This window comes from Pseudarthrobacter sp. TAF60_1 (assembly GCF_052113505.1).
Lineage (GTDB): Bacteria > Actinomycetota > Actinomycetes > Actinomycetales > Micrococcaceae > Arthrobacter.
This window is the reverse complement of record NZ_JBFRDI010000005.1, coordinates 147,781-161,844: the sequence shown is the minus strand read 5'-3', so window position 1 is coordinate 161,844 and position 14,064 is coordinate 147,781. Positions and strand designations below refer to the sequence as shown.

The following is a 14,064-nucleotide window of genomic DNA, read 5'->3' as shown; positions in this document are numbered from 1 at the left end:
CCGCCCCGCTACCCGCGTTAGATGGGTGTTCTAGTGGCCGCTGGCGGTGTCGGCCGGCGAGCGCCGCCGGCGGCTTGCCAGCAGGAACGGCACCGCGAACAGTTCGATCACGCCGCTCATGGCCAGCGACAACGAGTAACCGTACACGTCCGCCGCGCGGCCCATCAGCGGCTGCACCACGATCCCGCCGCTGGATCCCATCAGGGAGTCGAAGCTCAGCACTGTGGCCCTCTGTTTGGAGGAGATCATGTCGTTGAGATAGGCCTGCCGAACTGGGGTGGCTGCCGCGGTGACCAGTGCCCACAGGGTCAGCAGCAGCAACGCCACCCAAAACAGCCGGGTGAACCCCAACGCCATGAGGATGAGCCCGCCCAGGGCGGCGGTCGCCATCAGCACAGTTGTCCTCTTGCGGACCAGGCGCCGAACCGTCGGTGCCAGCCAGCCGCCCACCACCTGGGCGCCGGCAACAATGGCCGCCGCGAGGCCCGCAATGGAGTAGGCCCGGGGGTCCCCGAAAAGTTGAAGGAGGAAGGGCTGCAGCGCGTAGAAGACGTAAATGCCGACGCCGGCGCTGAAGGGCGCTGCGAGCATGATGTACCGGACGGGTGGGTTCTTGAGGCCGCCGTCGATGGATGCCGTCAGCACTGCCCTGGTTGCCTGCAGCGGATGCGCGGAGCGTTCCGGTGTGAACCCGACGTCATGCATCAGCAGAAAGGCCACACCGAACATTGCCAGGAGCACCCCGACGCGGATCAGGAACGGGACGCCAAGGTTGGTGGCCTGGGCAATCACGCCGCCGGCCGCCGAGCCCACCAGCATCGCGACGCCTGACACCATCTGTCCCCTCCCCAGTACGGTCTCCAGGTCGCCCTCGTATGCCGAGAAATGGAGGGCGTCCACAAGCCAGGCCTCAACTGCCCCGGAAAAGAACGTAAAGCCCAGGCCCAGCAGCACCGAAACCACCGCCCACGCCCAGAACGGCGCGGAGAGTTGCCACAGCAGATAGTAGAGGTACGTCGATGCCGCCAGTGTCACCGTGCCGAGGAGGAACGACACCCGGCGCCCCCAGCCGTCAGCGACCACCCCGGTGGGTACTTCGAACAGCACCATGCCGGCGGTAAAGAACGCGTTGGCCGTGAAGGCTTCAAGGTTGGTGAGCCCGGCGTCCAGGAGGAACAGCGTATTGATCCCCCAGATGAATGAGGCCGCCAACGTGTTGCCCAACGTCAGGGTGAGGTAGATGCGTTGGATCTTGCGGGCGGCGGCGTTCATGTCATGGCCCCCGTCAGCTGCTGGGCACCGGCTCGTGCCGCAGGTAGCGGCGACGGAACCGCCCGGTCCCGGCAGTCAGCGCCCGCAGCTCCACGGCATAGCGCACCAGTTCCTGGTCCGGAACGTCAGCGTTGATTTCGGTCAGCTCGCCCTCTGCCGACGCTGTGCCGGTCAGCCTGCCGCGGCGTCCGGAGAGGTCGCTCATGACCGCCCCAACATGCTCGTCCGAAACCGTGATGCTGACCGAGGAGACTGGCTCGAGGAGCTGGATGCGCCCTGCTCCTGCCGCCTCCCGCAGCGCCAGGGCGCCGGCCGCCTGGAACGCGGCATCGGACGAGTCAACGCTGTGGGCCTTGCCGCCCAGCAGGGTCACGCGCAGGTCCACCACCGGGAAGCCGGCGGCCAGGCCCTTCTGCATCTGGGTCCGGACCCCCTTCTCCACGGAGTAGATGAACGTTCCGGGGATCACCCCGCCCACTGTCTTGTCCACAAATTCGAACCCGCCGCCGCGTGCGAGCGGTTCCACATTGATGTCACACACCGCATACTGCCCGTGGCCGCCCGATTGCTTGACGTGCCGGCCGTGACCTGCGGCGGGGCCGGCAAAGGTTTCCCGCAGGGGGGTCACCACATCCTGGGTGTGCAACTTCACGCCCTGCTCGCGCAGCCTCTCCAGCACCACGTCGGCATGGGCCTCGCCCATGCACCACAGGATCAACTGGTGCGTTTCGGCATTCCGTTCCACGCGCAGGGTGGGATCCCCTGCGGCAACTTTCGCCAGGCTCCGCGACAGGGCATCTTCGTCGCTGCGCGAGTCCGCTTCCACAGCCACGGGCATCAGCGCCTCAGGTATCTCCCACGTGGACAGCAGCAGTGGCTGTTCCCGGGACGAGATGGTGTCGCCGGTCTCGGCACTTCCCAGTTTGGCCAGCGCACAGATGTCGCCGGCAACGCACTGGGCCACCGGCCGGAGGTTGGCGCCCAGCGGGGAGTACAGATGCGTGACCCGCTCGTCCGTGTCATGGTCCTGGTGGCCGCGGTCCGCCAGCCCGTGCCCCGCAACGTGCACCGGGGTGTCCTCGCGCAAGGTGCCCGAGAACACCCGGATCAGGCAGACCCGGCCCAGGAAAGGATCAACAGTCGTGCGGACCACCTCCGCCGCCAGCGGCCCGTCGGGGTCACAGGAGAGTTCTCCCACCGGAGCGCCGGACAGGTCCGTCACCTCCGGCAGCCCGTGTTCCAGCGGGGACGGGAACGCCTTGGTCAGGACTTCCATCAGCTCGGGGGCACCCAGCCCGGTCACTGCCGAGGTGGGAACCACCGGGAAAAACGACCCGCGGGCGACGGCGGTTTCCAGGTCGGCGACCAGAACATCCGTGTCGATGTCCTCGCCGCCGAGGTAGCGGTCCATCAGGGTTTCGTCCTCGCTTTCGGCGATGATTCCTTCAATGAGCTGGCCCCGTGCCGCTTCTGAGCCGCCGAGCTCGCCGGGGTTCGCGTCCCGGGGCGGCGTGCCGGGCTCCCCTTCTGAGTAGTCAGAGACCGTCCCCTGCAGCAGCCCCAGCAGTCCGGTGATCCCGCCGCCGCTGCGGACCGGGACGTAAAGCGGCACCACCGAGTCCCCGAAGGCCTGCTGGCAGGCGGTCAGGACGCCGTCGTAATCCGCCCGGGGATGGTCAACGCGGGTGATGGCCACGGCGCGCGGCATCCCTACGTGGTGGCACTCTCCCCACAGCGCGGTGGTAGTGGCGTCGATGCCGTCCACGGCAGAGACAACAAAGAGTGCCGCGTCCGCCGCCCGCAGCCCTGCCCGCAATTCGCCGATGAAGTCCGGATAGCCCGGCGTGTCCAGCAGGTTCACCTTGATGTCGTTAATGAGCAGCGGCACCACGGCGAGCCCCACGGAGCGCTGCTGCCGGACCGCGGCCGGGTCCGAGTCGCTGATGGTGGTGCCGTCGGCGATGGAGCCTTTGCGGGAAATCATGCCGTGGGCCGCGAGCAATGCCTCGATCAGCAAGGTCTTCCCCGCCCCCGAATGCCCGATGAGAGCCACGTTGCGCACCTGTTCCGGGCTGCCTGCTGCCAGGCTGGCCGCCGCGTCTCCCCTCCGCGACTCGGGTCCGTTCCGTCCCGGTATCCGTGCTGCGTCCTTTGCGCCTTTCACTGACATGGGAACCTCCTGGCGTCGTGCCGTGCACCGGGCCGAATCGTGTCCTCTGATTCGACACCCTTGCGGTCTGAACGGCAATAGGTTCCCACGTGGAGAGGTTCCCCGGCGGAGGATAATGGCAGCGGGAACACCGGCCTGAGGAGGTCCGCATGCAAGCGCCGCCCCGCATCACCGTGGAGGTGCCTGTCCTTGGCGTCGGCTCCGGCCAGGCTGACTACGAGTCACTGGGTAGCTTCGTCCAGTCGCTCCGCAGGCCGCAGGGACTGCATCTGACCCTGCTGCATCTTGGCATCCTCGACGACCTGGCACACGACATCGAGGACTGGACCAAGGGCGTCACCCCGGCCGGCAATGCGAGCCGGGCAACCGTGCGCTGGCTCCGTTCCCTGCCTGAGCTGGAAGGCTTCGGCGCAACCTCGGACCGGCTGATCGTGCTGGGCGGCGGCAGGATTTCCGGCCTCGAAGTGCAGGTGCCCCAGCGCGTGCATGACTACCAGGTTTCCCTGGTGCAGGGCCTGCGGACCATGCTGGACGCCCTCCTGGTCGACAACGTGGATGACTTCATCCTCGGCTCACCGGCACTCGGCTTCAGGTATCCCCATTGGGTGCCACATGTCGCCGTCGGACGGCCCCCGCTGCGTGAGCGCGGGCCCTGGAAGATTCCGCCGGTCGCCGTGGCCTGCGGGCCGTCCCGCATCCGGAACAGCCAGTTCCTGCCTCCTGCTGACTAGCACACGACAGATTGCCTCACGTATTCGCACAAGTAGGCGCCGTCACTAACGAAGGTCGAGGGCGGCCAGGAGCCGGGCGATCGAGCCGCCCAGGTTCCATTCACCGGCGAGTCGCTCAAGTTCCGTCCGCGCATCGGCGGCGACGGGCTGCAGTTGCGCGCCTGCCTGCTCCAGTGATGGCAGCGCGAGATCACGCACGACATTCACCACCGTCGGCGCGACCTTGAGGTAGTCAGTGGCCGCGCCCAGCTTGGACCGCACGGAGGCGGACAGCCCGCTTCCCGGGTCCGCCGCAGCCGCGAGCAGCCCGTCGAGCGTGCCGTACTCGCCGAGCAGGGCCGCTGCCGTTTTCTCGCCGATGCCGGCGACACCCGGAAGCCCGTCCGAGGCGTCGCCGCGGAGGGTCGCGTAGTCGGCATACTGTTGGGGCAGGACCCGGTATTTGCCGACCACGACGGCGTCAGTCAGGATTTCGAGGTTCCGCATACCGCGCGCGGTATAGATGACCCGCACTTGGCGGTCGTCGTCGATGAGCTGGAAAAGGTCGCGGTCGCCCGTGACCACATCGACGGGAAAGTCAGCGTCGCTGGCGTAAGTGCCCACAACGTCGTCGGCCTCATGGTTCGCGGCTCCGACCACCGCGATGCCGGCGAGCGCCAGTACCCGGCGGATCATGGGAAGCTGTGCCTCGAGCGCATCGGGGACAACTTCAACGTCAGGGGCGTTGGCCACCACCTCGGCGACCCGGTGCGACTTGTACGTGGGGATGAGGTCCACGCGCCACTGCGGACGCCAGTCGTCATCCCAGCACGCCACGAGGTGGGTCGCCTGATAATCAGTGGTGAGCCGAGCGATCATGTCCATCAGACCGCGGATGGCGTTGACCGGTGTGCCGTCGGTGCGGCGGATCGTGTCCGGCAGCCCGTAGAAGGCGCGGAAGTACAGGGACGCGGTGTCGAGCAGCATCAGGCGTTCGGACATACCTGATCCTGACACGGAAGCGGCTCCCACAGACATAGGCCCGCCACACCGCCCCGCCTGTTTGCGGAGTTGCAGGCGTCGGGCAGAATGTGTCCCATGGGGCGTTGGAGCGAAGCGAAAGTGATCGGCGTCGCGACTGACCCCTCTTCGTTGGCGGCTGCCCGGAAACTTGCCAGTCCGGGCCCGTGGTCAGAGACTGGCAGCAACGACACCTTGGTCTGGGGCAAATGCCAGGGCAGCGGAAAGACTCCCTACCAGGTCAGCGTGGACGTAGCCGCCCCTGCGTACCGCTGCTCGTGCCCGAGCCGAAAATTCCCCTGCAAGCACGCGCTGGCGCTGCTCCTGATGTGGGCCCGGGAGGAAATGGCCGACGGCGGGGCGGAGACTGCCGCGTTCGCCGAAGAGTGGGCGAGCCAGCGGGCGGACCGGACCGCCGCCAAGGAGAAGCGCCAGTCGGAGCAGCCGGCTGATCCCGCCGCCCAAGCCAAACGGCTGGCCGACAGAATGTCGTTGATGGACGCGGGAATGGCCGACTTCGCCCGCTGGCTTACTGATCTAGTGCGAACAGGCCTGGCCGCCGCCCACACCCAGCCCTATGCCTGGTGGGACGGTGCGGCGGGTCGCCTGGTTGACGCTCAGCTCCCCGGCCTGGCCGAGCAGGTGCGGGCCATGGGATCTGAGGTGCATGGCCGCGCCGATTGGGCCGAGCACCTTTTGTACCGGAGTGGCCGCTGGTGGGCAATGACCAAAGCATGGAGCAAACGCGAAGAACTGGCTCCCCCCGAACTCGCGGACCTTCGGGCGGCACTCGGCTGGACAACCCCGTCGGCCGATGTCCAGGCAGCGGAGGCCCTTCCCGGTCCGTGGCTGGTGCTTGGTGCCCACCGTGGGGACGACGGCCGGCTCCAACAACAGCGCACGTGGCTCCGCGGACCCGACGGCACAGTCGTGATGGTGCTCGACTTCGCCGCACAGGGGCAAGCCCTCGCCACACCCCAACTGGCGGGCGCCCTGCTGGACGTGCCAATTGCCCGGTATCCCGGCAGTGAACCCCGGCGGGCGATGTTCACCGGGCCCATATCCCCGCGGGGACTGTCCGACGGCCTTGGCGCTGGGTGCAGTGTTGCCGACGCGCTCGCCATGGAAGCGGCAGCCGTCTCGCTCTCACCGTGGCGTCAGCGTCACCCGGTGGTGTTCGGCGGCGTCCGGCTTTTCCCGGGTGGACACGGCTGGCTTCGGGACGGTGCCGGTGACGCCCTCCCGTTGCTTGACGCGCCCGTGGCGTCCCTGCTGGCACAGACCGGCGGCCATCCGGTCCATCTGTTCGGGGAACTGGAGGACGGCCGCGTCCGGCCGCTCTCCGTCGTCGTCGATGGAGCGGTGGTGACACCATGACCTGGCTGGCGGACCTTCGCAGCTCAGCGCTGATCGGAACAGGGCGGCACGCAGTACCGCCACCGGCGCCGGTGATTGGTATCCGCCCTCCCGCAGGCCTGGCCCCTGAGGAACTGCTGCTCGACCAGGCGGCGCTGGCCGACGTCGTCAGCCGCGCAGCCCGGCGGCCGGACGCGCCGGACGCCCCAGGGATTCCTGATCCCGCGCCGGCCGACGCTACGCCTCAGGCCGCCGGGGAAGCCGCACGCCTGCTGGACCTGCTGCTCAACCAGCCCCCGGTGGGCCAGGAGCTGCGAACGCGGCTGGTGGCTGACTGGCTGCAGTTTGCGGCCGACTCCGGCCTGAGCGTCCCGCACCGTTTGCTCCCCGCCCTGCTCACCCTGGCGGAGGCACGGCCGGCGGTGGCGGCGCAGCTGTTTCCGGCCATCGGCAGCCGTGGCCGCTGGCTCCAGGAACTCCTTTCCACGGCTTCGGGAGCGGCTCCCCCGGCTCCGGCCGACTGGTCAGGGCTCAAGGCGGCTGACGCTGCGACCGAACTGGAACAGCTGCGCCGCAGCGATCCTGCCGCAGCACGCGACCGGCTGGCCGAGCACTGGGATTCGATCAGCGCCAAGGAACGGGCCGCACACCTGGGCATTCTCGGTACCGGCCTCGGCCCGGATGACGAAGTCCTGCTGGAACGGGCGCTGGACGACAAAGCCAAAACCGTGCGGGATGCCGCCTCGGCCCTGCTGGACCGGCTCCCCGCCAGCGCCCGCGCCCAGCGGATGGCCGCCCGGCTGACGGCCCTGCTCCGCGTCAAAGGGCTGCTGCGCAAGCAGTTCGAAATCGACCTGCCACCCGACCCCGACCCCGCAGCCGTGCGCGACGGAATCGCCCCGCTGCCCCGCACCGGCGAACCCAACCGGCTGGGACGGCTGGACACGATCATCCGCGGCGCCCCGCTGGACGTCTGGACCTCCGTCTCCGGGCGGAGCCCGGCGGCGACCCTGGCAATGCTCGACCGTGAACCCCGCGTGGTGGAGAGCATCTTCACGGCCGCGGCACTTCGCTCCGACGCGGAATGGGCGCGCCCCCTGCTCGATCTTCGCGCTGATCCACGGCTGCTGGGCTGTTTGCCGGCAGACGAACGGGAAGCGGCGCTGCTGCGCCACATCAACAGCGGAGCGCTGCAGCCCATGGCCCTGGCAGGACTGCTGCGCGACGCGCCGAGGCCGTGGGGACTGACGTTGGCCAACGCCGTCGTCGAGCTGCTCGCCGCCAAAGGCGGGGGCTACCTGGCGGAGCTGGTGGCCCCGTTCCTCCCGCTGGCACTGCCGCGGGAAGCCGCAGCCCAATGTCAGCGCCTGCTTCAACAATCCGACGACAACGCCGCACGGCGCCGCGTGTTCCGCGATGTCGTGCAATACCACTCGTTCCGACAATCCCTGACGGAGGCCTTCCGATGACCGATGCCCAGACCGCCGCCCCGGAGATTCTCCGCGCCCATGCGGAGACCACCTACGCCGACGAGCTGGAGGCACTGGCCGCCGCCGACGACCGGCCCCGGCCGCCCAGCTGGCGGCTGTCCCCTTGGGCGGTAGCCACGTACATCCTGGGCGGCACCCTGCGTGACGGGACACAGGTCAGCCCGAAGTACTTGGGTTCAGCCCGGTTGGTGGAAATTGCCGTCGCGTCGCTGGCCACTGACCGGGGCCTGCTGCTGCTGGGCGTGCCGGGCACCGCAAAGACCTGGCTCGGCGAGCACCTGGCCGCCGCCATTTCCGGTACATCCACGTTGGTGGTGCAGGGCACCGCCGGTACACCTGAAGAGGCACTCAGGTACGGCTGGAACTACGCGCGGCTGCTCGCCGATGGTCCGTCCCGCGCCGCCCTGGTAGCCGGGCCGGTGATGCGGGCCATGGAGTCCGGCAGCCTGGTGCGGGTCGAAGAACTCACCCGGATCCCCTCGGATGTGCAGGATTCCCTGATCACGATCATGAGCGAGAAGACCCTGCCGATCCCGGAACTCAATGCTGAAGTACAGGCCCGGAAGGGATTCAACGTCATCGCCACCGCGAACAACCGCGACAAAGGCGTCAACGACCTGTCCTCGGCGTTGCGCCGCCGGTTCAACACAGTGGTGCTGCCGCTGCCCGACACCCTCGACCAGGAAGTGGAGATCGTCACCACCCGTGTGCGCAGCCTCGGTACGGCCCTTGAACTTCCGGCGGATCTGGCGGCACTTTCAGAAATCCGCCGGGTAGTCACCGTGATGCGCGAGCTGCGTGCCGGTCTTACCCAGGACCAGCGAACCACGCTCAAATCCCCGTCCGCCACGTTATCCACCGCCGAAGCGATCTCGGTGATGACGAATGGCCTGTCCCTGGCAGCACACTTCGGGGACGGCAGCGTCCGCGCCGAGGATGTGGCTGCCAGCCTGGTCGGAGCTGTGGTCAAGGACCCCGTTCAGGACCGGGTGATCTGGCAGGAGTACCTGGAGACGGTTGTCCGGAACCGGCCGGAGTGGAAGGACCTCTACCGGGCCTGCCGCGACCTCGAAAGCTCGAACTGATCGATGACGGACGTCCATGTCCTGGGGATCCGGCACCATGGGCCGGGTTCGGCGCGTTCGGTGGCCGAGGCTTTGGCAACCATCCGGCCGGATCTGGTGCTGGTGGAGGGACCCCCTGAGCTCGATCCGGTCATACCGCTTGTTGCCGATCCCGGGATGGTCCCGCCGGTGGCGGCTCTCATCTACGCCGCGGATCAGCCGCGCCTGGCCACGTTTTATCCGCTGGCGGAATTTTCGCCGGAGTGGGTAGCGATCCGGTGGGCCCACTCAGTGGGGATACCGGTTCGGACCATCGACCTGCCGGCAGCACACAGCTTCGCACTGCACGCGGCCCGCGATGAGGCCGAGTCCGTTCAGCCATCACCGTCGCACCAGCCCTACCGGCCCGACGCGATCTCGATGCTGGCCCAGGCCGCCGGGTACAGCGATGCAGAACGCTGGTGGGAAGACGCCGTCGAGCACCGCACGTCCGACCCCATCGAAAGGTTCGCGGCCATTACCGACGCCATCGCGGAAATCCGCGCGACGGACAACAGGGCCGACGGACACCCGGATGTTCTCGAGAACAGCCGGCGCGAAGCGGCCATGCGGCGGCTCCTGCGGGCCGCCATGCGCGAGGGACACGCGCGGATCGCGGTGGTGTGCGGGGCCTATCACGCCCCCGCCCTGGTTCCGGCGAACTTTCCCGCGGCGACGGCGGACAGCAAGCTGCTGTCGGGCCTGCCCAAGACCAAGGTGTCGGTCACGTGGGTGCCCTGGACCTCGGACCGGCTCAGCCTGGAAACCGGCTACGGCGCCGGTGTCACGGCACCCGGCTGGTATCAGCATCTGTTCGCCCACTGGACGGCCCAGGACCCCGTGGCTGATGTGGCCACCACATGGCTGGTCCGCGTCGCACAGACGCTGCGCCGGGAAAACCTCGATGCGTCGCCGGCCTCCGTGGTGGAGGCGAGCCGGTTGGCTGTCGCCCTGGCCGCCGTCCGGGGACGTCCCAGCCCCGGTCTGGTTGAACTGGACGACGCTGCCCAGGCCGTTCTCTGTGACGGCTCCCCCCTCCCCCTGGCTTTGGTGCGCCGTGAGCTCACCATAGGACTCGGGCTGGGAAGCGTGCCGGAGTCCGCTCCAACCGTCCCGCTCGCCGCTGACCTGGCTGCAACCCAGCGCCGCCTGCGGTTACAGCCCAAAGCCATGGAAGAGGTCGTGTCGATCGACCTCCGCAAACCTGCCCAGCTGGCCCGTTCAGTGCTGCTGCACCGGCTGGTCCTTCTGGGCGTGGACTGGGGAACGCCGGCTGACACCGGACGCACTACGGGCACTTTCAAGGAGGCCTGGACCCTCCTCTGGCAGCCCGAACTGGCCGTGGCGGTGGTGGATGCCGGCCGTTACGGGACCACCATCGCCGGGGCAGCGGCAGCATGCGTGTCCGAACGTGCCGAGGCTTCCGGTAGCCTCGCGGACCTCAGCGGACTGCTCGAAAGTTGCCTGCTCGCTGACCTGCCGGACGCCATTGGCGCTGTGGTGTCGGTCCTCGCCGAGCGAAGCGCAGTGCAGCAGGATGTTGCGCCGCTCCTGGCAACCATCGCCCCGCTCGCCCGGACCTGCCGGTACGGGAACGTGCGCGGAGTGGATGTCACCGGCGTGCACACAATCCTCGATGCCACGGTGGTGCGGGCCTGCGTGGGCCTGCCGACTGCCTGCGCCGGTTTGGACGACACCGCGGCAACAGCCATGCGGCGCGCCATGGATTCAGCCCAGTACGGTTTGTCGTTGTTGCCGGACTTGCCACTGGACGATTGGCACCAGGCCTTGTCCTCCGTCGCCGGTTCGGACCGGATCCACGGGTCGGTGGCAGGCCGCGCCACCCGCCTGCTGCTGGACGCCGGGCTGGTGGAACGGGACGAGGTGGCCGCCCGGCTCAGCCGCCGGCTGTCCATCGCGACGCCGGCGCCTGAGGCCGCAGCCTGGCTGGACGGCTTCCTGTCCGGCGACGCGGTGCTGCTGATCCACGACCGGCGCCTCCTGCGGATCGTCGATGAGTGGGTTGCCGGCGTCCAGGACGACATGTTCGACGACGTCCTGCCGTTGCTGCGCAGGACGTTCTCCGAATTCAGCCGGCCTGAGCGGCGCGAGATCGGCGAACAGCTCAGCCGCGGACACGGACCGTCGCAGGGGCCCGACGCCGCGGAGCCGGACCTGGGCAACGCGGGCCCCGCAATCCGCACGATGGCACGAATCCTGGGCTGGGAGGCGATCGCATGACTGACACGAATCCGGAGGGCCGTGACCGGCTCAGCCGCTGGCGTTTGGTGCTCGGCGGGCATGAGGCTGACGGCATCAGGAGGGGCGGCGGCGAAAGCGTTGTACTTTCGGCCGAGGACGCCCGCCGGGACAGCGTGCTGGGGGCGCTCTATGATGCGCCAAACAAAGGCCCGGGAGGCCTCGGTGCGTCCACCCCGCGGGTTGCCCGGTGGCTCGGCGACATCCGGGGCTACTTCCCGTCCACCGTGGTGCAGGTGATGCAGGCGGATGCCATGGACCGGCTAGGCCTGCGGCAGCTGCTGCTTGAACCGGAGATGCTTCGTACCGTTCAGCCCGACATCAGCCTGGTCAGCACGCTTATCGGGCTGGGCCGGGTGATCCCCGAGCGCTCCCGCGAGACCGCCCGGGCGGTAGTCAGGCAGGTAACCAGGCAGCTGGAGGAACGGCTGCGGGCCAAGACAGTCCAGGCGGTCTCCGGGGCATTGAATCGCGCCGCGCGTACACGCCGGCCCCGGCACGCGGACATCGACTGGAACCGCACTATCGCCGCCAACCTTAAGAACTATCAGCCGGACTACCGCACTGTGGTGCCCGAACGGCTGGTCGGTTACGCCCGGAGCAGCACCGAGGTGCAGCGGGAAATCATCCTCTGCATCGACCAGTCCGGTTCAATGGCTGAGTCGGTGGTGTACTCGAGTGTGTTCGGGGCCGTCCTCAGCTCGCTGCGCTCCGTGCGAACGCGGCTGGTGGTCTTTGACACCGAGGTGGTTGACCTGACCGAGGAACTGGACGATCCGGTGGATGTGCTCTTCGGAGTGCAGCTCGGTGGCGGCACGGACATCAACCGGGCGCTGGCATACTGCCAGGACCAGATCACCCAGCCGACGGACACCATCCTCGTTCTGATCAGCGATCTCTACGAGGGCGGAATCGCCGAGGAAATGCTGCAGCGGGCCGCCGCAATCGTCGGGTCGGGTGCCACGCTGATTGCGCTGCTTGCCCTGAGCGACAGTGGCCATCCCACCTTCGATGCCACTCATGCCGCTGCGCTCGCGGGCATCGGCGTCCCGGCCTTCGCCTGCACGCCGGACCTGTTTCCTGAGCTGATGGCGGCCGCGATCGAACGCCGGGACGTTAGTGAATGGGCCGCCACAAACGACATCCCCACGGGCCACACACCGTGACCGGATTCATCGAGTCAGGCGCCTGCTCGAACGCCGCGCGCCGGCAGCCACCGGAAGAAAGCGGGGACCCGCGTTAGGCCTCGCCGGGCATCCGGAAGAGGCGCCGCACGATCTGGCCGTCGGCGAGTGCGTCGAGTGCTTCATTGATCTGGGTAATCGGCCTGGTGTCGGTGTGCAAGAGCTCAACCGGCAGCCGGCCATCCCGCCATATCCGGAGGTAGAGCGGAATATCCCGGGCAGGGACCGAGTCGCCCATGTAGGACCCGAGCAGGCGTTTGCCCATACCGGCAAATTGCAGCGCGTTCACAGTGATGGTCTGGTCCGGGTGGGGCAGACCCACTGATACCAGGGCGCCTCCCCTGGTCAGGAGTCCCAGACAGGCCTCCATAACGCGGGCACTGCCAACGGCCTCGACTGCCACGTCGACCCCGTCGCCTGCGTGTCCGGCCACCAGGGCGGCCGCCTGGTCCGGAGTTCCGGCGTAGTCCGCACCGCAGCGAAGTGCCAGCTCCTGCTTCTCGGCCAGGGGGTCGATGGCGATGACAGTCGTCCCGGGAATCTGGGCGGCACCCATGACGGCCATCAGGCCAACGGCACCCAGTCCAAAGACAATGACCGACTGGCCCGGTTTCACGTCGGCGGTGTTGAGCACGGCACCAATACCCGTCAGCGCAGCGCAACCGAACATGGCGGCAACGTCAAAAGGGACGTCGTCGTCGATGACAACGACAGACTCCCGCGCAACCACGGCGTATTCCGAGAAGGCGGAAACGCCCAGGTGGTGGTTGATCCGTTCGCCGGCAGCGGTCCTGAGCACGGCCTCCCCATGCAGCAGGTCGCCGCTACCGTTGGCTTCAGCGCCCCGGTGGCAGAGGGCAGGCCGGCCGCCGGCGCAGGCGCGGCACTGACCGCAGCCGGGCACAAAAACCAGTACTACACGGTCCCCGCTTTTCACGCCGGACACCCCGGGACCGACCTGGGCCACAGTCCCGGCAGCTTCGTGGCCAAGGGCCATGGGCAGCGGCCGGACCCGCGAACCGTCCACGACGGACAGGTCGGAGTGGCACAGGCTGGCCCGTTCGATCTTCACCAGCACTTCGCCCGCGCGCGGCTGCGGCACCGCAACGTCCTCCAGTACCAGCGGGGCACTGACGGCGTACGGCCGGGTAGCGCCGGCCCGGTAAAGGACGGAGCTAAGCATCGGCCGTGGCTTCGAAGGTTTGGATGGTACGGCGTGCCAGCCGCGGAATGATCTGTGCGGCGCCGATGCTACGGACGTGCTCGTATTCACGGTGGGCCGCAAAGCCGGCGGCGTCTGTGTACCGCTCAAGGATCACGATCTGCGTGGGGTCCTCAACGCTCTGGAAGTACTCATAGGACAGATTCGCCTCCTCCGCGCGGGTGGCCGCGGCCATCTCGCCCAGCAGACGGAGAACGGTTTCCGTTTCTTCAGGCTTCACCTGGTAGCGGACAACCACGTCGAAGTATGTCTGTGCCATATCAGCGTTCCTTGCTCTT

At 68.2% G+C, this 14,064-nt stretch carries 11 protein-coding genes; 6 read left to right on the top strand and 5 right to left on the bottom strand.

Going from position 1 to position 14,064, the window contains the following annotated elements:
• Positions 1–30: 30 nt before the first annotated feature.
• Positions 31–1,272, bottom strand: coding sequence for an MFS transporter (locus AB4Y73_RS07755; RefSeq protein WP_441870562.1), 1,242 nt, complete (start codon positions 1,270–1,272; stop codon positions 31–33).
• A gap of 13 nt (positions 1,273–1,285) precedes the next feature.
• Positions 1,286–3,442, bottom strand: a complete 2,157-nt coding sequence (locus AB4Y73_RS07750; protein WP_441870560.1) for an elongation factor G-like protein EF-G2 — start codon at positions 3,440–3,442, stop codon at positions 1,286–1,288.
• A 149-nt stretch (positions 3,443–3,591) separates the two neighbouring features.
• Here AB4Y73_RS07750 and AB4Y73_RS07745 point away from each other — a divergent pair, with 149 nt between their 5' ends.
• Positions 3,592–4,173: a hypothetical protein gene (locus AB4Y73_RS07745; RefSeq protein ID WP_441870558.1), complete on the top strand. Its 582-nt coding sequence runs from the start codon at positions 3,592–3,594 to the stop codon at positions 4,171–4,173.
• Positions 4,174–4,218: 45 nt separating this feature from the next.
• Here the strand turns inward: AB4Y73_RS07745 and AB4Y73_RS07740 are convergent, their stop codons facing one another.
• Positions 4,219–5,154, bottom strand: coding sequence for a 5'-3' exonuclease (locus tag AB4Y73_RS07740; RefSeq protein WP_441870556.1), 936 nt, complete (start codon positions 5,152–5,154; stop codon positions 4,219–4,221).
• Positions 5,155–5,250: 96 nt separating this feature from the next.
• Between AB4Y73_RS07740 and AB4Y73_RS07735 the strand changes: the two genes are divergently transcribed.
• Genes AB4Y73_RS07735 through AB4Y73_RS07715 form a run of 5 tightly spaced genes read left to right on the top strand, consistent with a single transcriptional unit; the run spans position 5,251 to position 12,546 of the window.
• Positions 5,251–6,549 (top strand): SWIM zinc finger family protein, encoded by a 1,299-nt coding sequence (locus AB4Y73_RS07735; RefSeq protein ID WP_441870554.1) that lies wholly within the window; start codon positions 5,251–5,253, stop codon positions 6,547–6,549.
• Positions 6,546–7,997, top strand: coding sequence for a DUF5691 domain-containing protein (locus AB4Y73_RS07730; RefSeq protein WP_441870552.1), 1,452 nt, complete (start codon positions 6,546–6,548; stop codon positions 7,995–7,997). Before AB4Y73_RS07735 ends, AB4Y73_RS07730 begins: the two co-directional genes overlap by 4 nt.
• Entirely contained in the window at positions 7,994–9,103 is a 1,110-nt protein-coding gene (locus tag AB4Y73_RS07725; RefSeq protein ID WP_441870550.1) for an ATP-binding protein, read from the top strand. Before AB4Y73_RS07730 ends, AB4Y73_RS07725 begins: the two co-directional genes overlap by 4 nt.
• 3 nt (positions 9,104–9,106) lie before the next feature.
• Positions 9,107–11,362, top strand: a complete 2,256-nt coding sequence (locus AB4Y73_RS07720; RefSeq protein ID WP_441870548.1) for a DUF5682 family protein — start codon at positions 9,107–9,109, stop codon at positions 11,360–11,362.
• Entirely contained in the window at positions 11,359–12,546 is a 1,188-nt protein-coding gene (locus AB4Y73_RS07715) for a VWA domain-containing protein (protein WP_441870546.1), read from the top strand. Before AB4Y73_RS07720 ends, AB4Y73_RS07715 begins: the two co-directional genes overlap by 4 nt.
• Before the next feature lie 73 nt (positions 12,547–12,619).
• On the opposite strand, the gene AB4Y73_RS07710 is transcribed toward AB4Y73_RS07715, so the two are convergent.
• Together AB4Y73_RS07710 and AB4Y73_RS07705 are read right to left on the bottom strand one after the other, a co-directional pair.
• Complete coding sequence (locus AB4Y73_RS07710) at positions 12,620–13,747, bottom strand: alcohol dehydrogenase catalytic domain-containing protein (protein ID WP_441870544.1); 1,128 nt, start codon at positions 13,745–13,747, stop codon at positions 12,620–12,622.
• Positions 13,740–14,045 carry a putative quinol monooxygenase gene (locus AB4Y73_RS07705; protein WP_441870542.1) on the bottom strand — a complete coding sequence of 102 codons (306 nt, stop codon included), beginning with the start codon at positions 14,043–14,045 and terminating at the stop codon, positions 13,740–13,742. The genes AB4Y73_RS07710 and AB4Y73_RS07705 overlap by 8 nt, the downstream gene beginning before the upstream one ends.
• Positions 14,046–14,064: the final 19 nt, after the last annotated feature.